General features: G+C 64.7%; 19 protein-coding genes. 7 read left to right on the top strand and 12 right to left on the bottom strand.

The window, feature by feature from the left end; all coding sequences use genetic code 11:
• Positions 1 to 86: 86 nt before the first annotated feature.
• From LDZ24_RS03235 to hemC, 3 genes are read right to left on the bottom strand one after another with little or no spacing between them, the layout of a single operon-like run.
• The gene (locus tag LDZ24_RS03235; RefSeq protein WP_248322261.1) at positions 87 to 1,280 is read right to left on the bottom strand and encodes a heme biosynthesis protein HemY; all 1,194 of its coding nucleotides are present in this window, start codon (positions 1,278 to 1,280) and stop codon (positions 87 to 89) included.
• Positions 1,280 to 3,328, bottom strand: a complete 2,049-nt coding sequence (gene hemDX, locus LDZ24_RS03230; RefSeq protein WP_248321563.1) for a fused uroporphyrinogen-III synthase HemD/membrane protein HemX — start codon at positions 3,326 to 3,328, stop codon at positions 1,280 to 1,282. Before hemDX ends, LDZ24_RS03235 begins: the two co-directional genes overlap by 1 nt.
• Complete coding sequence (gene hemC, locus LDZ24_RS03225) at positions 3,328 to 4,374, bottom strand: hydroxymethylbilane synthase (RefSeq protein ID WP_248321561.1); 1,047 nt, start codon at positions 4,372 to 4,374, stop codon at positions 3,328 to 3,330. The genes hemDX and hemC overlap by 1 nt, the downstream gene beginning before the upstream one ends.
• 280 nt (positions 4,375 to 4,654) lie before the next feature.
• Here hemC and ppc point away from each other — a divergent pair, with 280 nt between their 5' ends.
• The gene (gene ppc, locus LDZ24_RS03220) at positions 4,655 to 7,762 is read left to right on the top strand and encodes a phosphoenolpyruvate carboxylase (protein ID WP_248321559.1); all 3,108 of its coding nucleotides are present in this window, start codon (positions 4,655 to 4,657) and stop codon (positions 7,760 to 7,762) included.
• 21 nt (positions 7,763 to 7,783) lie between these two features.
• Here ppc and LDZ24_RS03215 read toward each other — a convergent pair whose 3' ends face one another.
• Positions 7,784 to 9,391, bottom strand: coding sequence for a tetratricopeptide repeat protein (locus LDZ24_RS03215; protein ID WP_248321558.1), 1,608 nt, complete (start codon positions 9,389 to 9,391; stop codon positions 7,784 to 7,786).
• Positions 9,392 to 9,530: 139 nt separating this feature from the next.
• Positions 9,531 to 10,292 (bottom strand): class I SAM-dependent methyltransferase, encoded by a 762-nt coding sequence (locus LDZ24_RS03210; RefSeq protein ID WP_248321556.1) that lies wholly within the window; start codon positions 10,290 to 10,292, stop codon positions 9,531 to 9,533.
• A 158-nt stretch (positions 10,293 to 10,450) separates the two neighbouring features.
• Between LDZ24_RS03210 and LDZ24_RS03205 the strand changes: the two genes are divergently transcribed.
• The 3 genes from LDZ24_RS03205 (at position 10,451) to LDZ24_RS03195 (ending at position 13,763) form a co-directional block, all read left to right on the top strand.
• Positions 10,451 to 11,275, top strand: coding sequence for a helix-turn-helix transcriptional regulator (locus LDZ24_RS03205; protein ID WP_248321554.1), 825 nt, complete (start codon positions 10,451 to 10,453; stop codon positions 11,273 to 11,275).
• 54 nt (positions 11,276 to 11,329) lie between these two features.
• The gene (argH, locus tag LDZ24_RS03200; RefSeq protein ID WP_248321552.1) at positions 11,330 to 12,733 is read left to right on the top strand and encodes an argininosuccinate lyase; all 1,404 of its coding nucleotides are present in this window, start codon (positions 11,330 to 11,332) and stop codon (positions 12,731 to 12,733) included.
• Between the two features lie 97 nt (positions 12,734 to 12,830).
• Positions 12,831 to 13,763 (top strand): bestrophin family protein, encoded by a 933-nt coding sequence (locus tag LDZ24_RS03195; protein ID WP_248321550.1) that lies wholly within the window; start codon positions 12,831 to 12,833, stop codon positions 13,761 to 13,763.
• On the opposite strand, the gene LDZ24_RS03190 is transcribed toward LDZ24_RS03195, so the two are convergent.
• Entirely contained in the window at positions 13,750 to 14,217 is a 468-nt protein-coding gene (locus LDZ24_RS03190) for a T6SS amidase immunity protein Tai4 family protein (RefSeq protein WP_248321548.1), read from the bottom strand. The genes LDZ24_RS03195 and LDZ24_RS03190 overlap by 14 nt on opposite strands.
• A gap of 282 nt (positions 14,218 to 14,499) precedes the next feature.
• On the opposite strand from LDZ24_RS03190, the gene gstA reads away from it, so the two are divergent.
• A complete protein-coding gene (gene gstA / locus LDZ24_RS03185) occupies positions 14,500 to 15,105 on the top strand; it encodes a glutathione transferase GstA (protein WP_248321546.1) in 606 nt (201 codons plus the stop codon).
• Positions 15,106 to 15,184: 79 nt separating this feature from the next.
• Here the strand turns inward: gstA and LDZ24_RS03180 are convergent, their stop codons facing one another.
• From LDZ24_RS03180 to apbC, 4 genes are all read right to left on the bottom strand, one after another.
• A complete protein-coding gene (locus LDZ24_RS03180) occupies positions 15,185 to 17,470 on the bottom strand; it encodes an arginine/lysine/ornithine decarboxylase (RefSeq protein WP_175939708.1) in 2,286 nt (761 codons plus the stop codon).
• A 104-nt stretch (positions 17,471 to 17,574) separates the two neighbouring features.
• Positions 17,575 to 18,144 (bottom strand): dCTP deaminase, encoded by a 570-nt coding sequence (dcd, locus tag LDZ24_RS03175; protein WP_014190693.1) that lies wholly within the window; start codon positions 18,142 to 18,144, stop codon positions 17,575 to 17,577.
• A 159-nt stretch (positions 18,145 to 18,303) separates the two neighbouring features.
• Positions 18,304 to 18,849: a superoxide dismutase family protein gene (locus tag LDZ24_RS03170; protein ID WP_175939707.1), complete on the bottom strand. Its 546-nt coding sequence runs from the start codon at positions 18,847 to 18,849 to the stop codon at positions 18,304 to 18,306.
• A gap of 119 nt (positions 18,850 to 18,968) precedes the next feature.
• A complete protein-coding gene (gene apbC / locus LDZ24_RS03165) occupies positions 18,969 to 20,057 on the bottom strand; it encodes an iron-sulfur cluster carrier protein ApbC (RefSeq protein WP_175939706.1) in 1,089 nt (362 codons plus the stop codon).
• A gap of 259 nt (positions 20,058 to 20,316) precedes the next feature.
• Here apbC and LDZ24_RS03160 point away from each other — a divergent pair, with 259 nt between their 5' ends.
• A complete protein-coding gene (locus tag LDZ24_RS03160; protein ID WP_248321544.1) occupies positions 20,317 to 20,973 on the top strand; it encodes an OmpA family protein in 657 nt (218 codons plus the stop codon).
• A 227-nt stretch (positions 20,974 to 21,200) separates the two neighbouring features.
• Here the strand turns inward: LDZ24_RS03160 and LDZ24_RS03155 are convergent, their stop codons facing one another.
• Together LDZ24_RS03155 and LDZ24_RS03150 are read right to left on the bottom strand one after the other, a co-directional pair.
• Complete coding sequence (locus LDZ24_RS03155) at positions 21,201 to 21,620, bottom strand: type II toxin-antitoxin system HicB family antitoxin (protein ID WP_248321542.1); 420 nt, start codon at positions 21,618 to 21,620, stop codon at positions 21,201 to 21,203.
• 35 nt (positions 21,621 to 21,655) lie between these two features.
• On the bottom strand, positions 21,656 to 21,835 hold the full coding sequence (locus LDZ24_RS03150) for a type II toxin-antitoxin system HicA family toxin (protein ID WP_248321540.1): 180 nt from the start codon (positions 21,833 to 21,835) through the stop codon (positions 21,656 to 21,658).
• Between the two features lie 222 nt (positions 21,836 to 22,057).
• On the opposite strand from LDZ24_RS03150, the gene metG reads away from it, so the two are divergent.
• Positions 22,058 to 24,196: a methionine--tRNA ligase gene (metG, locus tag LDZ24_RS03145; RefSeq protein WP_248321538.1), complete on the top strand. Its 2,139-nt coding sequence runs from the start codon at positions 22,058 to 22,060 to the stop codon at positions 24,194 to 24,196.
• Positions 24,197 to 24,215: the final 19 nt, after the last annotated feature.

Raw genomic sequence — 24,215 nt, 5'->3', positions numbered from 1 at the left:
CGTCTCGTACTGCTTTTTCGGCGCCCCACGAAACAAAGGCCGCATGCGCTCTCACGCATGCGGCCTTGTCACGCTGAACCCACGACCTAGACGACGTTCATCGCCAGCGCGCTCGCCCGATAATGCTCGGCGGCCTTCTCGGCATCGCCCAGTTGCTCATGCAGGCGCGCGAGCGCGCGATGCGTCCGGATCTTGAGCGGCTCGTTGTCGGCCAGCTTGAGCGCCGATTCGAGAAACGCCTGCGCCTTGCCCCACAACTGCTGATGCAGGCACAAGCGCCCGAGCGTGAAAAGCAGGTCCGCGTCTTCGGTGCGCTCCTTCTGCCACGCTTCGGCGCGCTGAATGAGGGGGAACGCATCGCCGCCCACAACGCAATCCGGATAACGCCGCAACAGCCGCGCGTCCCAGTTATGCGCGAGCGCCTCCTCGACGATCTTCCTCGCCTCCGCGCGGCGGTCCAGCGCGATCAGCAATTCCGCGGCAAGATCCGCGAGACGCGGCGACTGGCGCTCCGTCGGGGACAGCGACTGCCACAATTCCAGGAGCGCGTCCGGATTGTGCCGCCGGTCGCGCAGCAGATTTTCCGCCGCGACCTGCCGCAAACGCACGGCGACCGCCGGATGCAAGGCCTCGCGCTTCTCCAGCATGCGCACGAGCTTCAGCACTTCTGCCCAGTTCTTCAGTTGCTGCTGCGCGCGCAGCGCGATCTGCTGCGCGTGAATGCGCCGCCCGCCTTGCGCCTGAATCTCCGTCAGCGCGACGAGCGCGCCGTCCGCGTCGCGGCCATCGGCGCGCATGTCGGCGGTAGCCATCAGACGCGCGTCCTGCCAGTCCGCTCCGCTGATCTGCGCGAGCCATTCATCGCGACGCCCGTATTCATGCAGCCGATGCGCCGCGTTCGCGCCGATCAGCCCGGCCGCGCCCTGATTCTCCGCGACGGAAAGCGCATCGCGCGCGGCCTTCTCCGCCTTCGAGAAACGCCCGGCGTACAGGTGGCCGATGGCATCGCGCAATGAAGCGTTCGCCTTCGCGAGCCGGCTGCGAGCGCGGTAAGCGGCCACGCGCTGCGGCATTTTCCAGACGCCGCGCGCCGCCCGAATCAGCGCGTACAGCGCGATGAACAGCACGGCGAGCGCCACCGCGAACAGATTGAGCGACACGTCCACGCGATACGGCGGAACGACGATCAATACCTGCCCGCCATTGAAGCCGCCGACCGTCGCGACGATCACCGCGACCGCGAAGAGCAGCGCGAGCCAGATGAGTCCTCGAATCGTCATCATCCGCCTCGCTTGAACTGATGCACGGCGGCAAGGCTCGCGTCCAGGTTCGGCACGGCGACCGCGAGCGACGCCTGATCGACCTGCTTCACGAGATCGCGCACGGCGGCGACCTTCTTGGACGACGGATCGAAGTAGCGGCCGAGCGCGGCATCCGCTGCCGCGAGATCCGACTTCAGCGTGGATTCGCTGCGCGAAAGCAGCGACAGACGCGCCGACAACAGGCGGAGCTTCACGTTCTCCCGCACAAAGTAGCCCTGATCGGGCGACGTCAGCATGGCGTCCGCATTGTCGATGCGTCGCACCGACACGAGACTCGACAACTGCTGTCCGATGCCGCTCGTGATCTGCCGCCACAGCACCTTCCAGCGCGGCTCGCCGGTGGCCGCCGCGATCGACGCGCTGTCGCCCGGCGCGGCGGCCTGCGCCCGCGCGCGCTCGATCGGCGCTTCGCCCGCGAGCGGCAAGCCGTCGATCTGCCCGATGGCCGTGTCCAGCTTGATGGCGAGACCGGTGAGGTCGGTAGTTTGCGTCGACTTCAGCTTGTCGATGTCCTGCGCGATGGCCTTGCGGATGGCGACGACTTGCGGGCCGGTCGTCGCGGCGAGGCGCGTGTCGGCGCTTTGCAGCGCGAAAAGCGCGAGCTGGACGTTGCCGGTCAACTGCAACTGCTGGCTCGCGCTGGAGAGAATCTGCTCGACTTCCGCGATCGTCCAGTCGTCGCGGTTGCTCGCGAGATCCTGATATTGCTGCTGCAACGCCTGACTGTGCGCTTCGGCATCCGCGAGCTTGCCTTGCAGCTGGATCAACTGCGTGTTGAGCGCGGAGGTCGCGCTCGCCGCCTGATCGGCCTTCGCGCGCAGCGCGGCGTTCTGCGCATCGGCTTCTTCGACGCGCTGCGCCATTTCCTGTTCCTTGCGGTCCATTTTGCGGTTCAGCGCGTAGCCGCCCGCGCCCGCCGCCACCGCCAGAATGACGACGAGAAACCACAACAACACAGTGCCCGCGCCGCCGCGCCGCTTCTGCTGTTCATACGGCGTGAAGGGCGTGTTCGGCGGCAAGGGCGGTGTCACGTTCGGCTGAGGTGAAGCTTTCTTGGAATCGTTCGAGTCAGTCATGCGTGATTGAGCCGTTTGGTGGGCCGGCGGCGTGGCCGGCGATGTGTCAGTCGCTCGAGAGAATGCGCCGGCCGTCGCCTGCGCGTCAGGCTCCTGATTCGCTGCCGAGGCGTAGGGAAATAGCGCCTCCAGCGTATGCACGATGCGTTCGTCGCCGGCGCCGGACACCGTAATCCTATCAAAACCCGTTTGGCGCGCGGCTTCGGCGATGCGCGGGTGCGGGCAGACGACGGGCGCGTGCTTGAGCCGCGCGATCTCGTCGGCGGTGAGATGCTCGCGGGCGAGCTCGTCCAGATTGCGCACGCCTTCCGAACTGGTAAGCAGCCACGCGTGATCCCCGCCCAGCAGCGCGTGAATGCGCTCCCAATTGCGCATCGACGGCTCGGGCAGCAGACGCCGGTAGGCCGCGACCTTCGTCACCCGGGCGCCGGCCTGTTCGAGCCGTTCGGCGAGCCACTCGCGCCCGCCGTCGCCGCGGACGATCAACACACGCCGGCCGTCGAGCCCGTTCGCGCCGAAGTGCGACTCGATGGCGGCGTAGAGCGCCTCGGAATCGAAACGCGGATCGTCAGCTTCTTCCGACGGGCTGATCACGCGATGCGTCGGCGCATGCACGCCTTGCCGCGCGAGCGCCGCGACGCTGCCCGGCCCGACGACCGCCACCGGCACGTCCGCGGGCCACGGCGCGAAGAGGCGGCCGAACGCATGATCGACCGCGTTCGGCGACACGAACACGACGAGCGCGTAGCGCTCGGGCGCGTACAGCTCGTCGAGCGCGGCGCGAAGGGGCGCGTCGTCCGCGACCGGCGCGATGTCGATCAGCGGAAACTCGAACGCGTCGAAGCCGGCGCGACTGAGCCGTTCCACGAGCGCCAACGACTGCCCGCCCGGACGCGTGATGACGACGGTGGCGCGGGCCGCGCTCGCCATCAGGATGCGTTCGCCGCGGGCGGCGGCGCGGGATTGTCCGTCGAACCGCTTGCGGGCGGCGGCTCGTTGGGCGCGTCGGCGCGGCTCATGGTCGAGAGCGCGTTGACGATGTCGGCCGCGCCTTGGGCTTCAAGATCGGCCGACACCCGCTGACCGAGCGCGAGCGCGCCGGCCAGATCGGGCGCGCGCACCGCTTCTTCGGCGCGCAGCATGCGTTTGCCGTCGGGCATCGACACCGCGCCGCGCAAAAACAGCGCGCCGTCGCGCCAGTGCGCGTACGCGGCGAGCGGCACTTCGCAGCTTCCGCCGAGCGCGCGCGACACCGCGCGTTCCGCTTCGACGGCGAGCGCGGTGGCTTCGTCATGCAGCGGAGCGAGCCACGCCGCGAGTTCCGGGCGATCGGCGCGAATCTCGATGCCGAGCGCGCCCTGCCCCGCCGCCGGCAAGCTCTCGGACGCATCGAGGCATGCGCGAATGCGCGACTCTAGCCCGAGCCGCTTCAGACCCGCCGCCGCCAGAATGATCGCCGCGTAATCGCCGCGATCGAGCTTGGCCAAGCGCGTGTCGAGATTGCCCCGCAGCGGCCGCACGTCGAGATGCGGAAAGCGCGCGCGGATCATCGCTTCACGGCGCAAGCTGGACGTGCCGACGACACTGCCCGCAGGCAAGGCATCGAGCGATTCGAAGTGCGGCGACACGAAGGCATCGCGCGGGTCTTCGCGTTCGAGAATGGCGCCGAGCGTGAAGCCTTCGGGCAACTGCATCGGCACGTCCTTCAGCGAATGCACCGCGAGATCGGCGCGGCCTTCCGCGAGCGCGGCTTCCAGTTCCTTCACGAAAAGACCCTTGCCGCCGACCTTCGACAGCGTGCGGTCCAGAATCTGATCGCCGCGTGTCGTCATTCCGAGAATTTTGACGTCGCAAGATGGATATAATTTGTGCAGCGCACACCGCACATGCTCGGCTTGCCACATTGCGAGCCGGCTTTCCCGCGAAGCGATGACAAGCGTGGCGGGCGGTGTCGTTGAATGCGTCTCGGAATTCATTGATGCTCGATCGAATACGGGATGAAATAACAAACAATGGTAGCACGCACGCCACGGTCCATTCGGGCATGGGCGGCGCGCGAGAGCCTTGTCCGGCGCGCCTTTCCGAGCGCCGGGAAGCGGGCTCGGCGCATGGGGAGACACATGCGCCGGGCGCGGACGCCTCGCACACGTTCATCTTGCTGGTCCGCATGACTTGCTTCGCGCGGCGCCGCACAGGCCGCCGTTTCGCCGATGGTCCCTGGCTTCGCCTATCAGAGAGCAGAGAGAGGAACTCAACGTGACGTCTTCCGCTTCGGCCCGCCCGGCGCGCCGCAACGCCGCATCGCCCGACTCATCCTCCGACACGTCCATCGCGGCTGCGTCGCCTTCCATTCCGAAGACGCGGGCCGCAGGTGCCGCGAAAGCGTCCACCGCGGCCGTCGCCGTCCAGGAGAAGCCGGGCGTCGAAGTGATGGTGAAAGCGCCGAAGCCGGCGAAGGCGTCGAAGAAGGCGAAGGCCGCTTCTCCCGCCGATGACAGCCCCGCCGTTGAGTTCGCCGATTCCGCTGACCGCGCGAAGCCCGCGAGCCGCGCCCGCGACGACAAGGATCGTCCGCTCTTCGAAGACATCCGCTTTCTCGGCCGCGTGCTGGGCGAAGTGCTGCGCGAGCAGGAAGGCGACGCCGTGTTCGACATGGTCGAGGCGATTCGTCAGACCGCCGTCAAGTTTCGCCGCGAGGACGACGTCGACGCCTCGCAGACGCTCGAAAAGCGCCTGCGTGCGTTGTCGCCGGAGCAGACGGTATCCGTCGTGCGCGCGTTCAGCTGTTTCTCGCATCTCGCGAACATCGCGGAAGACCGTCACCACAATCGCCGCCGCCGCATCCACGCGCTCGCGGGCTCGGCGCCGCAGCCGGGCACCATCGCCTATGCGATCGAGCGCATGCGCGAGCAGAAGAACGTCAGCGCCACGCGCAAGATGCTGCAGAAGTTCTTCGACGACGCGCTGATCGTTCCGGTGCTCACCGCGCATCCGACCGAAGTGCAGCGCAAGAGCATCCTCGACGCGCAGCACGACATCGCGCGTCTGCTCGCCGAGCGCGATCAGGAACTGACCGCCCGCGAACGCGCGCAGAACGAGGCGGTGCTGCGCGCGCGCGTGACGTCGCTCTGGCAGACGCGCATGCTGCGCGACGCGCGCCTGACCGTCGCCGATGAAATCGAGAACGCGCTCTCCTACTATCGCGCGACCTTTCTCGCCGAGATTCCCGCGCTCTACGCCGACATCGAAGCCGCGCTCGCCGAGCACGGCCTGCCCACGCGCCTGCCGCCGTTCTTCCAGATGGGAAGCTGGATCGGCGGCGACCGCGACGGCAACCCGAACGTCACGGCGGAAACGCTCGACGCCGCCATCACGCGGCAGGCGACCGTTATCTTCGAACACTATCTGGAAGAGGTGCACAAGCTCGGCGCGGAGCTGTCGGTGTCCAATCTGCTTGCCGGAGCGAGCGATGCGCTGCTCGCGCTCGCCGATGCGTCCCCTGACCACTCGCCGCATCGCACGGATGAGCCGTATCGGCGCGCGCTGATCGGCATTTACACGCGGCTCGCGGCGAGCGCGCGCGTGCGGCTCGGCGAAGGCGTGGTGGCCGTGCGCAGCGCCGGGCGCGGCGCGGCCCCGATTCGCGCGACGCCGTATGCCGACGCCGCCGAGTTCACGCGCGATCTGAACGTGCTGATCGAATCGCTTGCGCAGAACCACGGCGCGTCGCTGGCGGCGCAGCGCCTGTCGCCGCTCGCGCGGGCGTCCGAAGTGTTCGGCTTTCATCTCGCGAGCATCGACTTGCGGCAAAGCTCGGATATCCACGAAGCGGTCGTCGCGGAACTGCTCGCGCGCGGCGGCGTCGTCGCCGATTACGCGTCGCTCGACGAAGCGCAGAAGCGCGACGTGCTGCTGAAGGAACTCGGACAACCGCGCCCACTGCGCCTGCCGTACGCGCAATACTCGGATCTCGCGAAGAGCGAACTCGGCGTGCTGGAAGCGGCGCGGGAAATCCGCGAGAAGTTCGGCGCGCGGGCGGTGCGCAACTACATCATTTCGCACACGGAAACCGTCAGCGATCTGCTCGAAGTCATGCTGCTGCAAAAGGAAACCGGCGTGCTGCAAGGCTGTCTCGGCAGCAAGGACGACGCCGCGCGCGACGGCCTGATGGTCATTCCGCTCTTCGAAACCATCGCGGACTTGCGCAATGCGCCCGTCATCATGGGCGAGTTCTTTGCGCTACCGGGCATCGACAAGCTGATCGAGCATCAGGGCAAAGAGCAGGAAGTCATGCTCGGCTATTCGGACAGCAACAAGGACGGCGGCTTTCTCACGTCGAACTGGGAGTTGTATCGCGCGGAACTGGCGCTCGTCGCGCTGTTCAAGGAGCGCAAGACGACGCTTAGGCTCTTTCACGGGCGCGGCGGCACGGTCGGGCGCGGAGGCGGTCCGACGTATCAGGCGATCCTTTCGCAGCCGCCCGGCACCGTCGACGGCCAGATTCGGCTGACCGAGCAAGGCGAAGTGATCGCGAGCAAGTTCGCAAATGCGGAAATCGGACGGCGCAATCTGGAGACGGTCGTGGCCGCGACGCTCGAAGCATCGCTATTGCCGCACGAAAACGCGCCCGCGCAACTGCCGCAGTTCGAAGCGACGATGCAGACGCTTTCGGATGCGGCGATGTCGGCGTATCGCGCGCTCGTCTACGAGACGCCCGGCTTCACCGATTACTTCTTCTCCTCGACGCCGATTGCGGAAATCGCGGAACTGAACATCGGCAGCCGGCCGGCATCGCGCAAGCTGCAAGACCCGAAGCATCGGAAGATCGAGGATTTGCGCGCGATTCCCTGGGGCTTTTCGTGGGGCCAGTGCCGTCTGCTCTTGACAGGCTGGTACGGCTTCGGCAGCGCGGTGACCGCGTATCTCGATGAAGCCGGATCGGATGCCGAGCGCGCCCGGCGTCTTGCCGCGCTTCGCAAGATGCACAAGACCTGGCCGTTCTTCAAGAATCTGCTGTCGAACATGGACATGGTTCTCGCGAAGACCGATCTCGCGGTGGCGTCGCGTTACGCGCAGCTCGTCAGCGACAAGAAGCTGCGCAAGCTGGTGTTCGATAAGATCGTGGCTGAGCACGAGCGCACCTGTCACGTGCTGACCGAGATCACTGGGCGAAGCGAGCGGCTCTCCGACAACCCGCTGCTCGCACGTTCGATCAAGAACCGCTTTCCGTACCTCGATCCGCTGAATCACTTGCAGGTGGAACTGCTCAAGCGCCACCGCGCGGGCGATCAGAACGTGCGGCTGCGGCGCGGGATTCATTTGACCATTAACGGGATTGCGGCAGGCTTGCGGAATACGGGCTGAGCCTGCGTTGGGGAGCGCCGTCTATCGTGGCGGCGCTTCAGAACGCGCCAATTCCCGCAAGCACTGCCCCACCTTCGCGATCACGTCGGTCCAGTCGTCAGGCCGCGATTGCCGGAAGAGGCGCGCCGACGGATACCACGGCGAATCGTCCCGCCCGACGAGCCAGCGCCAGTCGCCGGCGAAGCGGCACAGGATCCAGACCGGCTTGCCCAGCGCGCCCGCCAGATGCGCGACGGATGTATCGACGCTGATGACCAGATCGAGCTGTTCGATGAGCGCCGCCGTATCGGCGAGATCCGTGACGCCGCTCATCAGGTCGACCGGCCGCAGGTGCGGCGGAATCTGAGTCAATTCGGCCTCGGGCCCGCCCATCTGCAGGCTGAAGAACTCGATTCCCGGTATCGCCAGACAGTCGATCAAGCTGCTCAAGGCGATGGACCGCTGCTCGTTCTCGGTCGTGTCGAACCGTCCGGGCCGGGCGCAGCCCAATCTGTGGCTGCCGCCCCAAACGAGTCCTACCTTCGGCGATCGGGACGGCGCGCGTTGCGCGAACGTCTTGCTCCACCGCGTGACCTGCGCATCCGGCAATCGAAAATACGGCACGTCCGCCGGCAGGTTCGCGAGCGTAATGTCCAGCCGGTGCGGCAGGCTCATCATGAAGCACCACCGGTCGTAGGAGGCGACGTCGATCCCTTGCGTCGACGGAATGACTTCGTCCACGCCGTCGACACATTCCAGCAATCGGGCCAGGTTCGGACTACAGAGGACGGACAGCCTGCTTACGCCGCGCGCTTTTAGCATCGGCAGAAAACGGGCGAACTGGATCACGTCTCCCAGACCTTCCTCCTGCACGACGAGGAGGGATTTTCGCGCGATCGGCTCGCCGTGCCGCCATCGGACGATCGAAAAGCTCGGTGCGGCCGCAGGAGCAAGATCGAAGTTGTCGCTATCCCAGTCGGTGGACCTGTGTGTGTCGAGCCGAGTCTCGAAGCGCGTCCATCCTTCCGCGTACTGGCCCGACCTGAGCAAGATGAATCCGAGAGACAACTTCGCAGGAGCATTGTCCGGGCGAATGGCTAGCGAGCGTCGCGTCGCAGCCTCCGCTTCTTCGACCCTTTCCTGCGAATCCAGCACGATGCCCAGCGTCTGATGAGTTTGGAACGAGTTCGGATCGAGCGTCAGCGCATGTTTCAGCACGGCCTCTGCTTCGGGCAGACGACGCTGAAGCCGGAGAACGTTGCCCAACGCGCTATATAAATTCGCATCGTGCGGCTTGATGGAAATGGCTTCGCGGAAAACCTTCTCGCTCTCGGCCCAGCGGGCTTGCTTGCTCAGCACGTCGCCAAGCACGCCGTGCGCATCGGCGAAGTCCGGCTTCAGGGCGCAAGCGCGGCGCACGGCCACTTCCGCTTCGTCGAACCGCCCGAGATCGACCAGGACGAGCGCCAGGTTGAAGCAAATCTCCACGGAATCCGGTCTCACGCGAAAAGCGTCTTGAAGCAGCGCCTCGGATTCCGCGTAGCGACCCTGCTGTCGCAAAAACGCGCCGTAGTTGTTCATCGCGGCGGCAGAGTGCGGGCTCTGCTCCAGCCGGCTGCGTAACTGAACTTCCAATTCGTTGGCTTGCATCGTGGATTCTCGCGGTGCATCGGCTCCGAACTGTCTTCGCCGTTTCGGGCTACCGATGCGCAAAACTTGTCCGAAGCGACAATTGTAGGATCGCGACGCCCACGCTTTGTGAAGTTCCATGAAACGCCAGCCGGCAAGACTACGATCGTCGCCCTTCGATCATCAACGCATCGAGTTCGAACGATCCATCTTCCTTCACTGCGAAGTACTGGCGCACTTCATCCGGAGCCCGCTCCCACATCGATTTGATCGCGGTCACGCGCTCGGCCGGCGTGCGCATGCGCGTCACCCATGCGTCGAATTCGAGCGGAATGCGCCAGCGTTCGGTCACGCGCGCGTCGAAGCCGGCGGCGCCGAGCATCGCGATCCATTCGTCCGCGCGATAGTCGCGAATATGCGATGCGTCGCGCAACACTTCGATTGCCTGAATGTGCGTGTCAAAAAGCGGATCGTCGATGCCCGCGATGTCGATGAACTTGAGCCGCCCGCCCGGCTTCAGCACGCGATGCACCTCGGCGAGCGCCTTTCGCACGTCGCGCCAGTGATGCGCGCTCATGCGGCTGATCGCCCAGTCGAACGAGGCGTCGTCGAAAGGCAGCGTTTCGGCCGCGCCCTGCTGCGTGCGGATGGCCGTCAGCCCGCGCTCTTTCGCGGCGGCTTCGACGGTGGCGAGCATCTGCGGCGCGATGTCGTAGGCCACGACTTGCTTCACATGCGGCGCGACCGCGAAGCTCGCATGACCCGCGCCGCAGCCCATGTCCAGCACCGTCGCGTTGCCGCACGTCGCGGCGAAGGTCGCGGCAAGGTTCTGCAAATCGGCGCCGGTCGCGTGAACCTGACTCGTGAGATAAGCGGCGGCAGTGCTGCCGAACGCGTCGGCGACCTGTTCGTGGTGTTTCATCGTGACTCCGCATGGTGGACGTGTTGTGCATCGGATACCGGTCGTCGCAGCGCCGGCGTGTCGATACAATAGAGCCCGCCTTGTACCGGTACAAGTTGACTGGTTATCCTGGTATCCGAACCACCCGTCGCCCGCCGACGTTTGCGTCCGAAGTCCGCATGAACCGAACCGACAACAAGCCCGCCGAACCGCTCGCCGGACCGCTCCCTGATACGCCCGCCCGCGCGCTCGGCGATTTCATCCGCACGCACCGCGAGCGTCTGTCGCCGCTCGCGGTCGGCTTGCCGCCGGGTCCGCGCCGCCGCACGCCCGGCCTGCGCCGCGAGGAAGTCGCGCAACTGTGCGGCGTGAGCCCGACCTGGTACACGTGGATCGAGCAGGGCCGGCCGGTGTCCGCTTCCGCCGACGCGCTCGCGCGCATTGCCGTCGCGCTGCAACTGTCGCGCGCCGAACGCGCGTATCTCTTCGAACTCGCCGCGCAACGCGATCCCGCCGAGCCCGATCCCGCCGCGCAGGACGTCCCCGCCGCGCTGTTGCAGACGGTCGGGCTGATCGGCGCGCCCGCCTACGTGCTCGACCGTCAGTGGAACGCGCTGCGCTGGAACGCGCCGGCGGCGGACCTGTTCGTCGGCTGGCTCGACGGCGAGCACGACCGCAACCTGTTGACCTATACGTTCACGTCGCCGGTGGCGCGAACGCTGATCGTCGACTGGGAAACGCGCGCGCGGCGCCTCGCCGCCGAATTTCGCGCGGATTCCATCCGCCATCTGAACAATCCGCCCACGCGCGCATTGATCGACGCGTTGAGCGCCGCAAGCGATGCCTTCGCGCGCTACTGGGCCTCGCAAGACGTGTTCGAGCGCGAAGGCGGCGAGCGCGCGTTCGATCATCCGTCGCGCGGGCGCGTGGTGTTCAATCAGATCACGTTCAAGCCGGCGCATCGCGAAGACCTGAAGCTCGTGATTCTGGTCGGGGACGCGTAGCCCCGAATGTTAAAATTCTCGTCTTTCTGACGCCTCGAACGCCGAAAACACACCATGACGTCCCAACTTCACAAAAAAGGCGAAGCCTGGTCGGCTCGCTTCTCCGAGCCGATGTCGGAGCTCGTCAAACGCTATACGTCGTCGGTGTTCTTCGACAAGCGGCTCGCGCTCGTCGACATTCAAGGCTCGCTCGCGCATGCGTCGATGCTCGCGGCGCAGAAAATCATCGGCGCCGACGACCTCGCGGCCATCGAGCGCGGCATGGCGCAGATCAAGGGCGAGATCGAGCGCGGCGAGTTCGAATGGAAGCTGGATCTCGAAGACGTGCACCTGAACATCGAGGCGCGGCTCACCGCGCTGATCGGCGATGCGGGCAAACGGCTGCACACGGGCCGCTCGCGCAACGATCAGGTCGCGACCGATATCCGCCTGTGGCTGCGCGGCGAGATCGATCGCATCGGCGACTTGCTGAAGGACCTGCGCCTCGCGCTCATCGACATGGCGGAGAAGCACGCGGACACCATCATGCCCGGCTTCACGCATCTGCAAGTGGCGCAGCCGGTGACGTTCGGGCATCACCTGCTCGCCTACGTCGAGATGTTCACGCGCGATGCCGAGCGCATGCGCGACTGCCGCCGTCGCGTGAACCGGCTGCCGCTCGGCGCGGCGGCGCTCGCGGGCACCAGCTATCCCATCGACCGTCACGCGGTGGCGGCCTCGCTCGGCTTCGACGGCATCTGCGCCAATTCGCTCGATGCGGTGTCCGACCGCGACTTCGCGATCGAATTCACGGCGGCGGCCGCGCTCATCATGACGCACGTCTCGCGCTTTTCCGAGGAACTCGTGCTGTGGATGAGCCCGCGCGTCGGCTTCATCGATCTGGCGGACCGGTTCTGCACCGGTTCTTCCATCATGCCGCAGAAGAAGAACCCGGACGTGCCGGAACTCGCGCGCGGCAAGACCGGCCGCGTGAACGGACATCTGATGGCATTGCTCACGCTGATGAAAGGTCAGCCGCTCGCGTACAACAAGGACAATCAGGAAGACAAGGAACCGCTTTTCGACACGGTCGATACGGTCGCCGACACGCTGCGCATTTTCGCGGAAATGGCCGCGGGCATCACGGTGAAGCCGCAGGCCATGCGCGCCGCGGCCTTGCAGGGCTTCGCAACCGCCACCGATCTCGCGGACTATCTCGTGAAGCGCGGCCTGCCCTTTCGCGATGCGCACGAAGCCGTGGCGCACGCGGTGCGCATCTGCGACGAGCGCGGCTGCGATATCGCGGATCTCTCGCTGGACGCGATGCGCATCGAACTGCCGAACGTCGCGCATCTGATCGGCGAAGACGTGTTCGAGTATTTGACGCTCGAAGGCTCGGTCGCGAGCCGCAATCATCCGGGCGGCACCGCGCCGGATCAGGTGCGCGCGGCGGCCAAGGCGGCACGCGAGGCGCTTTGAGCCCGCGCAGAAGCCGTCGGTTGCATGAAGGGCTGTCCGCAGGGACGGCCTTTTTTGTCGATGCATTTTCAGGACAGTCGCGCGTTTCCTCTCAAACATGATCATTCGCCCGAAGCTGCACTGGTTCCGCATGCTGTTCGTCTGGCGCGGCTCCGTCCTGCCGCAACTGCTGCCGCGGCTCGGGCTCATCTTCGCGCTGTCGGTCGCGGCGATCTTCATGCACGACCACATGCGGCACTATCCGATCGGGCTCGGCACGCCGCCGTTCGCGCTCGTCGGCATCGCGCTCGCGGTGTTCCTCGGCTTTCGCAATAGCGCGAGCTACGACCGCTGGTGGGAGGGACGCAAGCTCTGGGGCTCGCTCGTCATCACGGCGCGGTCGCTCGCGCGTCAGGCGATGTCGATGCCGCATCCGCGCGATGCCGCCGACACGCGGCGCTTTCTCGCGGCGATCGGCGGACTGGCGCATGCGTTGCGGCATCAGTTGCGCGGCACCGATGCGACAAGCGATCTCGCGCCACGCCTGCCGCCGGAATTGCACGCGCGCGTCGCCGCCGCGCAGTACAAGCCCGCGCTGATCCTGCTGTGGCTCGGCGAATGGGTCGCGGCGAGAAAGCGCGAAGGCGCGCTCGACGGCTACGCGGTGCTCGCCATCGACGCGAACCTGAACGCGCTGTCGGCCGTGATCGGCGGCTGCGAGCGGCTCACCTCGACGCCGCTGCCTTTCTCGTACTCGGTGATGATCCACCGCACGATCTACCTCTTCTGCGTGATGCTGCCGTTCGGCTTAGTCGATGGCGCGGGACTGTTGACGCCGCTCTTCGCGTTGCTGGTGGCGTATGCGTTCATGGCGCTGGAGGCGATCGCCGCGCAGATCGAAGACCCGTTCGGGTTAGAGGAGAACGACCTCGCGCTGAATGCGATGTGCGCGACGCTCGAAGCGGCGCTGCACGACATGGCGGCGGACCCGGAGTTCGCGTCCGCGCCGCCCGTGTCACGCGATTCATCGCGCAAGTTCATCGTCGATTAGCGGCGGCGGATGGCGCAGTCACGATTCCAGCGGTGAGATTGTCGAGTGCTTTGCTATCGAAGAGATCGATGCATTTGTTCGTTCCGAACGACGAGTGAACCGCGCCGGAGTAACGCCGGTTCGCGTACTCGGTCGCAAGCTTGTCGACCGCCAGGTAGGCGTCAGCCGGGACACTGCCAGCTTCGAGATAGCTGCTCGCTGTTGCGTTCGCGTCGTCCTTTGCCGGTGAGTCGGGATAGACCTTCGCGAGACAACGGCTCAGTGCCCATCGCTTCAAAAGCGCCTGTTGGGTCTCAGTCACTGACGCCGGAGAGGCCAGTGCAAGCTGGCCGAGCGCCAAGAGCACGACACCTGCGACGAAGAGGCGCATCAATGCAACTCCCACAGCGATGCCGTATCGGGAATGAACGTGCCGTTGTCCGGATTCTGAAGCAAGTGGCAGGAGTCCGAACATGCAGCGCCGTTCCACAGAGTGACGTGCCCTCCGACATCCGCCACGCTCACGTGTACACGGGTGAATGCGATCCATGCGCTCCCGAATGCTGGCCTGCCGCTCATGATGACCTCTCTGCTTTGCTATTGTTCAACAGCATGGTCGTGAACAGCTCGAAGCAACACACGATTTGTCCTATTCACGGCTGCGGCAAATTGATCTCCGATTATCAGAAGCGATCGCTCGCGCCGCGCCCTCGTCCGAATCGTTCATAATGGCGCGCGTTGCACTTTGGAGATTTGAATGAAACTGTTCTACAAAGCCGGCGCGTGCTCGCTTGCCTCGCATATCGTCCTCGAAGAATCCGGTCTGCCGTACGAAATCGAAGCCGTCGACCTGAAGACGAAAGTCACCGCAAGCGGCGCCGATTTCATGGCGATCAACCCGAAAGGCTACGTGCCCGCGCTTCAGCTCGACAACGGCGAACTGCTGACCGAAGGCCCGGCGATCATGCAGTACATCGCGGATCAGGCGCCGGCCAAGCATCTCGCGCCGCTCGCCGACGCGATGGCGCGCTATCGTCTGCAAGGCTGGCTGACGTTCATCGGCACGGAATTGCACAAGAATTTCACGCCGTTCTTCAGCCCGGCTGGGACGAGCGAGTGGAAAGCCGCCGCAATGGCCAATCTGGAGCGCCGTCTCGCGTACGTGGCGAAGCATATCGACGACAAGCAGTATCTGCTGGGCGACGAATACGGCATCGGCGACGCTTATCTCTTCACCGTGCTCGGCTGGGCGCCGTTCATCGACCTCGATCTGAACAAGTGGCCGGCGTTGACCGCGTATCAGGCGCGCGTCGCGGCGCGTCCGGCGGTGCAGGCGGCGATGAAGGCGGAAGGCCTGATTTAAGCGCTTCGCGCTTCCTAAAACGACAAACGGCCTTTCGATGAAGGGCCGTTTGTCTTTTGCAGCAGCGAATCACGCGATATCAATCACGCACGCAATCGACGAAATACTCGATGCGCCCGTTGATCATTTCACCGACGAGCCCGTGAATATCCGTGTGGAAGCCCGGGAAGCGCTCGTTGAACTCACGCGCGAAGCGCAGGTAATCGACGATCGTGCGGTTGAAGCGCTCGCCCGGAATCAGCAACGGAATGCCCGGGGGATACGGCGTCAGCAGAATGCTCGTCACGCGTCCTTCGAGTTCGTCGATCGGCACGCGGTCGATTTCGCGGTGCACGAGCTTCGCATAGGCTTCCGACGGCTTCATCGCGGGCTCCATGCTCGACAGATACATCTCGGTCGTGAGCCGCGCGATGTCGTTCGCGCGATAGACGCTGTGGATCTGCTCGCACAGATCGCGCAGGCCGATGCGCTCGTACGACGGATGCTGCGCGATGAACTCGGGCAGCACGCGCCACAGCGGCTGATTGTTGTCGTAGTCGTCCTTGAACTGCTGAAGCTCGGTGACCATCGAGTTCCAGCGGCCCTTCGTAATGCCGATCGTGAACATGATGAAGAACGAGTACAGCCCCGTCTTCTCTACGATGATGCCGTGCTCGGCCAGATACTTCGTCACGATGGCGGCCGGAATGCCCGTCTCGCCGAATTCGCCGTCCACGTCCAGCCCCGGCGTGATGATCGTCGCCTTGATGGGGTCGAGCATGTTGAAGTTCTCGGCGAGCGCGCCGAAGCCGTGCCAGCGGTCGTTCGGCTTCAGCATCCAGTCCTCGCGGTCGCCGATGCCCTCTTCGGCCAGCGCGTCCGGGCCCCAGACCTTGAAGAACCAGTCGTCGCCGTATTCGGCATCGACCTTGCGCATCGCGCGGCGGAAATCGAGCGCCTCGGCAATCGACTCTTCCACGAGCGCCGGGCCGCCCGGCGCTTCCATCATCGCGGCGGCCACGTCGCACGACGCGATGATCGCGTATTGCGGGCTCGTCGACGTGTGCATCAGATACGCCTCGTTGAAACGATGGCGGTCGAACGTGCTGTTCTCGCTGTCCTGCACGAGAATCTGCGATGCCTGCGAAATGCCGGCGAGCAGCTTGTGCGTGGAGTGGGTGGCGAACACGAGCGCGCCGGTGCGCGGCCGGCCCGCGCCGATCGCGTGCATGTCCTGATAGAACGAGTGGAACTCGGCGTGCGGCAGCCACGCTTCGTCGAAATGCAGCGTGTCGAGCATGTCGCCGAGTAGGTCCTTGATCATCTCGACGTTATAGATCACGCCGTCGTACGTGCTCTGCGTGATGGTCAGGATGCGCGGCTTGACCTTCGGGTTCTTCGCGAGCGCCTCGCGTGCGAACGGATTCGCTTCGATCTTGCGGCGAATGTTCTCGGGCTTGAACTCGTCGCGCGGAATCGGCCCGATGATGCCGAAATGATTGCGCGTCGGCGTGAGGAACACCGGAATCGCGCCCGTCATCGTGATGGCGTGCAGGATCGACTTGTGGCAGTTGCGGTCCACGAGCACGATATCGCCCGGCGCGACCGTCGCGTGCCACACGATCTTGTTCGACGTGGACGTGCCGTTGGTCACGAAAAAGAGATGATCCGCGCTGAAGATGCGCGCCGCGTTGCGCTCGGAGGCCGCGACCGGCCCGGTGTGATCGAGCAGCTGGCCGAGTTCATCGACCGCGTTGCACACGTCCGCGCGCAGCATGTTCTCGCCGAAGAACTGATGGAACATCTGCCCGAGCGGATTCTTCAGGAACGCGACGCCGCCCGAGTGCCCGGGACAGTGCCACGAATACGAGCCCTCTTCCGCGTACTGCACCAGTTCCTTGAAGAACGGCGGCGCGAGCGAATCGAGATACACCTTGGCTTCGCGAATGACGTGACGCGCGACGAACTCCGGCGTGTCCTCGAACATGTGGATGAAGCCGTGCAGCTCGCGCAGGATGTCGTTCGGCAAGTGCCGCGAGGTGCGCGTTTCGCCGTACAGGAAGATCGGGATGTCGGCGTTGCGGCGGCGCACGGCGTTGATGAACGCGCGCAACGCGACGATGGCCGACGCGAGTTCGGGCGTGTCGCCTTCCACGACGACATTGTCGGCGTAAGGCAGCAGCTCGTCGTCGTCGATCGACAGAATGAAGCACGACGCGCGGCTCGACTGCTGCGCGAAGGCGGCGAGATCGCCGTAGCTCGTGAGACCGAGCACTTCGGCGCCTTCGCCCTCGATCGCCTCGGCCAGCGCGCGAATGCCGGAACCCGAAATGTTCTCGGAGCGAAAGTCTTCGTCGATGATGACGACGGGGAAGCGGAACTTCATGAGGCGAATCTCCAAATGGAACGACCGCTGCCCGAGACTTTTTCCCGGAGCCAGCGGTCCTTCGACAAGCGCGTGCCGTGTGCGGTTCTAGGGACGCGGGGCGATCAGGTTTTCGGCAGCGTCACGCCGTGCTGCCCTTGATACTTGCCGCCGCGGTCGGCGTAGGACGTCTCGCAGATCTCGTCGCTTTCGAAGAAGAGAACCTGCGCGACGCCTTCGTTCGCGTAGATTTTGGCGGGCAATGGTGTCGTATTCGAGAATTCGAGCGTCACGTAGCCTTCCCACTCCGGCTCGAACGGCGTGACGTTCACGATGATCCCGCAGCGCGCGTAAGTCGACTTGCCGAGACACACGGTCAGGCACGAGCGCGGAATGCGGAAATATTCGACCGTGCGCGCGAGCGCGAAGGAATTCGGCGGAATGATGCAGACATCGCCCTTGAAGTCCACGAACGATTTCTCGTCGAACGCCTTCGGATCGACGATGGTCGAGTTGATGTTCGTGAAGATCTTGAATTCGTCGGCCACGCGAATGTCGTAGCCGTAGCTCGACGTGCCGTAGCTCACGATCTTGCGGCCGTCCTCGGCCACGCGCACCTGATCGCGCACGAACGGCTCGATCATCTTGTGCTCTTCGGCCATGCGCCGAATCCACTTGTCGGACTTGATGCTCATAGGGGACGTACCCAACGTTGCGGCGTGAAGTCGCGCACTTGGCGGGACCGCAGGCCTGCGGTGAAACGGCGCATGGCCTCGTGCGGCCAGACGAAAATGGAAGCGCGTATTTTACGCGGAACGACGCCCGCCGCGAGATCGGCCGTTCGGACGATGCCGTTATCGCCTGATGACGCCGCACGCAAGCGTCGGACCCACGTTGTGCGGACTCAGCGCGTAGGGGTCGGCCGCTTCGCGGTGCAGCATGATCGCGCGGGAGATGACCGAGCGCACGCCGTCGAGCGACACGTCCGTCGCCACGATGAAGCCGGTGGCCGCGCCCGTGGCGTCGGCGTGAATGTTGCCGAGTTCGCCTTCCAGCCGGCTGCCGGCGCGCCCGCGGTCGGAGGGCAGCGCGAAGACCGGGCTCGCGTCCCCGTTCACCGCGATACAGTCGCCGCGTTCGTGGACTTGCAGCGCGTGGTCGCTGTTGGGCGGCATGTCGACGAGGTTGTACGAAATCTGCACGCCGTCGGCGCGCTCGATGAGCGTCACCGTGCCGCGCGCGGTGTTGCCGGGCGTGGGCGTCAGCGTGGCGTCCGCGCGTTTCTCGTGATTCTGGAAGATGATGCCGCAGCCGCCGAGCAGCACGCTGCACACCGCCGCGGCCACGGCGAACAAGGCGAACCAGGCGGAGCGCGTCCGCCCGTTGACTCTGTCTCTCATGCGATCCTCTCGGCGGCCCGCCGACACCCGTTGCGTCGACGCTGCCGCGTCTCGAAGGCGACATGATACCGCGAGCCGCGCCGCACAAGGCTCGCGCGAGAGGGCCGCTTTGCGGCGGATCAGGTGTTCTGCACGACGATGCTCGGGAACTTCGAAGTCATGTCGCGCTGACGCTCGGCCACCGAAATCGCGACGCGCCGCGCAATCGCGCGATACGTCTCCGCAATCCTGCTTTCCGGCTGCGATACGACCGTCGGCTGGCCGGCGTCGGTGCGCTCGCGGATGGAAATGTCGAGCGGCAGCGAACCGAGAATCTGCACGCCGTATTCCTTCGCCATGCGCTCGCCGCCGCCCGCGCCGAAGATGTGCTCTTCATGGCCGCAGTTCGAGCAGATATGCGTGCTCATGTTTTCGACGATGCCGAGAATCGGAATGCCGACCTTCTCGAACATCTTCAGGCCCTTCTTTGCGTCGAGCAGCGCGATGTCCTGCGGCGTCGTCACGATCACCGCGCCCGTCACCGGCACCTTCTGCGACAGCGTGAGCTGGATGTCGCCCGTGCCCGGCGGCATGTCGACGACGAGGTAGTCGAGATCCTTCCAGTTCGTCTGGCGCAGCAGTTGTTCGAGCGCGGACGTGACCATCGGGCCGCGCCACACCATCGGGTTGTCCTGCTCGATCAGAAAGCCGATCGAGTTTGCCTGAATGCCGTGGCCGGTCAGCGGATTCATCGACTGATTGTCGGGCGATTCCGGCCGGCCGGAAATGCCGAGCATCATCGGCAGCGAGGGGCCGTAGATGTCGGCGTCGAGCATGCCGACCGATGCGCCTTCCGCCGCGAGCGCGAGCGCGAGATTCGCGGCCGTCGTGCTCTTGCCGACGCCGCCCTTGCCCGACGCCACCGCGATGATGTTCTTGACGTTGGGCAACAGCTTCACGCCGCGCTGCACCGCATGCGCGACCACTTGCGAAGAAACGTCGACGGCGGTATCGGTGACGCCTGGCACCTGACGCAGCGCGTCCTCGACGAGTTTGCCGATCAACGCGAACTGCGTCTTGGCCGGATAGCCCAGCACGACGCTTACCGACACCTTTCCGCCTTCGACCGATACGTTGCGGATGCTCTTGGTGTCGACGAACTTGCGATTGGTGTTGGGGTCGGTCAGGTTAGCGAGTGCAGTGTCGATCTGCGCGCGGTCAATGCTCATTGATACTCCGTGGAACGAGGGTTGCTGCCGTGCGTCGCCGTGCAACAAACTGATGAAATTGCAAGTAATTGTTAGCGCCGTTGCGCGCGACTTGCTTCGCGCTGCACTATGCCGCTGCTGTCGTTTTCCGGGGACGTATCGCCGCGGGAAAACGGACGTTTCTCAATATTGTAGAGGCTCGTCCGAAAGCCCGTCCGAAGACCCTTTCGCACTGTCGGCGCGTGCGCGTCGAATCGCTTGTTGAATTAAGGAGATCAAGATGAAGATGAAGATGTTGACCCGTTTGTCCGTGTTCGCCGTCGCGGGCGCGCTCGTCGCAGGCTGCGCGTCGCAGCAAGGCACCAACGCGGCGGTCGGCACGGGCGTCGGCGCGGCCACGGGCGCGGGCATTGGCGCGATTTTCGGCGGCGGCAAGGGCGCGGCGATCGGCGCGGCCACGGGCGCGGCGGTCGGCGGCATCACCGGCTACAACTGGCAGGCCATCCGCAACAAGATTTCCGGCGACTCGAAGGGCACCGGCACGCAGGTGACCGAGCAGCAGGACGGCTCGCTGAAGGTCAACATCCCGAATTCCATCTCGTTCGATACCAACAGCTACGCGATCAAGCCGTCGTTCGACCCGGTTTTGAACTCGGTCACGCAAACGTTGCAGCAGCATCCTGAACTGATCGCGAGCGTCGTCGGCCATACGGACAACACCGGCACGGCCGCGTACAACCAGACGCTGTCGCAGAACCGCGCGCAGAGCGTGGCGTCGTATATTTCGAGCCACGGCGTCGCGGCGCAGCGTCTGTCGGCGCAGGGCATGGGCCAGAACCAGCCGATCGCCGACAACTCGACAGAAGCCGGCCGCGCGCAGAATCGTCGCGTGGAAATCTATCTGCGCGCGACGGCGCAGCCGGGTCAGGTTCAGTAAGACCTGACTAACAGGGGAAAGGCGACGGGCGCTTGATCCGGCACCGTTTCAGACGCGAGTGAAAAATTTTTGAAACTTGCCGGCGTGCCGCTTGTCTGTCGTTATGGTGGGTGGATGGCTGGGCCATCGCCTGCCATTCTCCTCTTGTCGTTGTTGCTCCGGGGCCCGATTGGACCCCGGTTTTTTTTGGGCGGCGCAAATATCGCCGTTTCGCGCGCAGGCCGCCCCTACGCGAGAGAAATGCTGAGGCGCTTGCCCAGCGATTTCAATGCGGCTTCGATAGCGTCGAGTTTTGACGGATGACGCGGATTCAGCAGCCGGTCCACCTGCGGCATGTGAACATTGAGCCGACGCGCGAGCTCCGACTTTCGCACGCCTTGCCGCACCATTTCGTTAGCCAGTAGAACCTTCGAGACGACGAGCGCCGGCAACGTAACGACGGCCTGGCCCTTGCGCGGCTTCGACGGAGGCGGCAATTCGCGTTTCTCATTGAAGTAGATCTCGATGGCGCTTTCGAGCGCATCCAGCGCATTCAAGAGCGCCTCCTCTTTATCGTCGCCTACCGACACCGCTTCCGGAATGTCGGGGAACGTCACCAGGTAGCTGTTGTTCGTATCGAGCTCCAGGTTGACTGGATAGGACAACATGACTGTGTCAGCTCCCACGTGCATGAGACTTTCTTTCACTTCAATCCCAATTGTTTCTTGATCTGTTCGACTAGCTTGGTACCGATTTCCCTGCTTCCATGGTCGGGGAAAATCGTCGTTCTTCCATGCAAGGTCACGCGAAAATGGCTTCCTTTCGCCGGCTTGAACTCGGCTCCTTGCTGGCGCAGCCACCTTTTGAACTCGCTGTACTTCATATGCCTCCTGCAGTGCCGGAGTCACAGTACAGCGTCTTTCGCCTCGCTCGATCAACCATAGCACAACATTTGTGTTGCATTTTGTCGTGATGCGTAGCGCGCTTCACCTGGCGGGTTGATTTGCCCGGCGCAAGCCGCAGCCGCGCGTCCTGCCCGCCCGCCCTGCTAAAATCGACATTCCCCTTTTCACCCGCTTCCAGCACTCCTTCGGGCCGCGCCTCCATGTCAGCATCGTCAGCACCGATTTCCGCCACCGCGTCCGCCGCTTCGGCCAACGAAGGCGGCCGCCGCCAGATTCTCGTCACGTCCGCGCTTCCGTATGCGAACGGCCAGATTCATATCGGCCACATGGTCGAGTACATCCAGACCGACATCTGGGTGCGGACGCTGCGCATGCACGGCCACGAGGTCTACTACGTCGGCGCCGACGACACGCACGGCACGCCCATCATGCTGCGCGCCGAAAAGGAAGGCATCACGCCGAAAGCGCTGATCGAGCGCGTCTGGAAGGAGCACAAGCGCGATTTCGACAGCTTCGGCATCTCGTTCGACAACTACTATTCGACCGACGCCGAAGAAAACCGCGTGCTGTGCGACTCCATCTATACCGCGCTCCAGCAAGCCGGCCTGATCGAAGCCCGCGATATCGAACAAGCCTACGATCCGGTCAAGGAAATGTTCCTGCCGGACCGCTTCATCAAGGGCGAGTGCCCGAAGTGCGGCGCGAAAGACCAATACGGCGACAACTGCGAAGTCTGCGGCTCCACGTATCAGCCGACCGAGCTCATCAATCCGTATTCGGTGGTGTCGGGCGCGACGCCCATCCGCAAGACGTCGACGCATTACTTCTTCCGCCTGTCCGATCCGCGTTGCGAAGACTTCCTGCGCGGCTGGGTCGGCGGACTCGCGCAAGCCGAAGCGACCAACAAGATGCGCGAATGGCTCGGCGACAAGGGCGAAGCCAAGCTCGCCGACTGGGACATTTCGCGCGACGCACCGTATTTCGGCTTCGAGATTCCCGGCGCGCCGGGCAAGTATTTCTACGTGTGGGTGGACGCGCCCGTCGGCTATTACGCGAGCTTCAAGAATCTGGCGGATCGCATCGGCGTGGATTTCGACGGCTGGGTGAAGCCCGGCTCGAAGGCCGAGCAGTATCACTTCATTGGCAAGGACATTCTGTATTTCCACACGCTGTTCTGGCCCGCGATGCTCCAGTTCTCCGGCCACCGCACGCCGACGAACGTGTTCGCGCACGGCTTTCTGACCGTGGACGGCGCGAAGATGTCGAAGTCGCGCGGCACCTTCATCACCGCGCAAAGCGTGATCGACACGGGCATCAATCCGGAGTGGCTGCGCTATTACTTCGCGGCGAAGCTGAACAGCACGATGGAAGACATCGACCTCAACCTCGACGACTTCCAGGCGCGCGTGAACAGCGATCTGGTCGGCAAATACGTGAACATCGCGAGCCGGGCGGCGGGCTTCCTCATCAAACGCTTCGATGGCCGCGTGCAGGACAGCGCGATGCAGCATCCGCTTATCGCGCAACTGCGCGGCGCCATTCCGCAGATCGCGGCGTTCTACGAATCGCGCGAATACGGCCGCGCGCTGCGCACGACGATGGAACTCGCCGACGCCGTCAACGCGTACGTCGATACCGCGAAGCCGTGGGAACAGGCGAAAGATCCCGCGAACGCGGTCGCGCTGCATGAGACGTGCAGCGTGAGCCTCGAAGCGTTCCGCCTGCTCTCGCTGGCGCTGAAGCCTGTGATGCCGAAGCTGGTCGAATCCGTGGAAGCGTTCCTCGGCATCGCGCCGCTCGCGTGGGCCGATGCCGAGCGCCCGCTCTCGTCCGCGAATGCGATCAACGCGTACAAGCATCTGACCACGCGCGTCGATCCGAAGCAGATCGAGGCGCTGCTCGCGGCGAATCGCGAATCGCTGCAACCGGCCGCGCCGGAAGCGAGTGCAGCTGCGCCGAAGGCCGCGGCAACGAAGGAGCCGAAGCAACCGGACAACGGCGTCATTTCCATCGACGATTTCGCGAAGGTCGATCTGCGCATCGCGAAGATCGTCGACTGCAAGGCAGTGGAAGGCTCCGACAAGCTGCTGCAACTGACGCTCGATATCGGCGAGGAGAAGACGCGTAACGTGTTCTCGGGCATCAAGTCGGCATATCAGCCGCAGGACCTCGTCGGCAAGCTGACGGTGATGGTCGCCAATCTCGCGCCGCGCAAGATGAAGTTCGGCATGTCCGAAGGCATGGTGCTCGCCGCGTCCGCCACGGACGAAAAGGCCGAACCGGGCCTCTACATCCTGGAGCCGCATAGCGGCGCGAAGCCGGGCATGCGCGTGAAGTAACGCGCGGCGTCGTGGAAGA

Source organism: Caballeronia sp. Sq4a (genome assembly GCF_023170545.1).
Taxonomy (GTDB): Bacteria; Pseudomonadota; Gammaproteobacteria; order Burkholderiales; family Burkholderiaceae; genus Caballeronia.
This window is presented reverse-complemented; position numbering and strand designations above follow the sequence as displayed.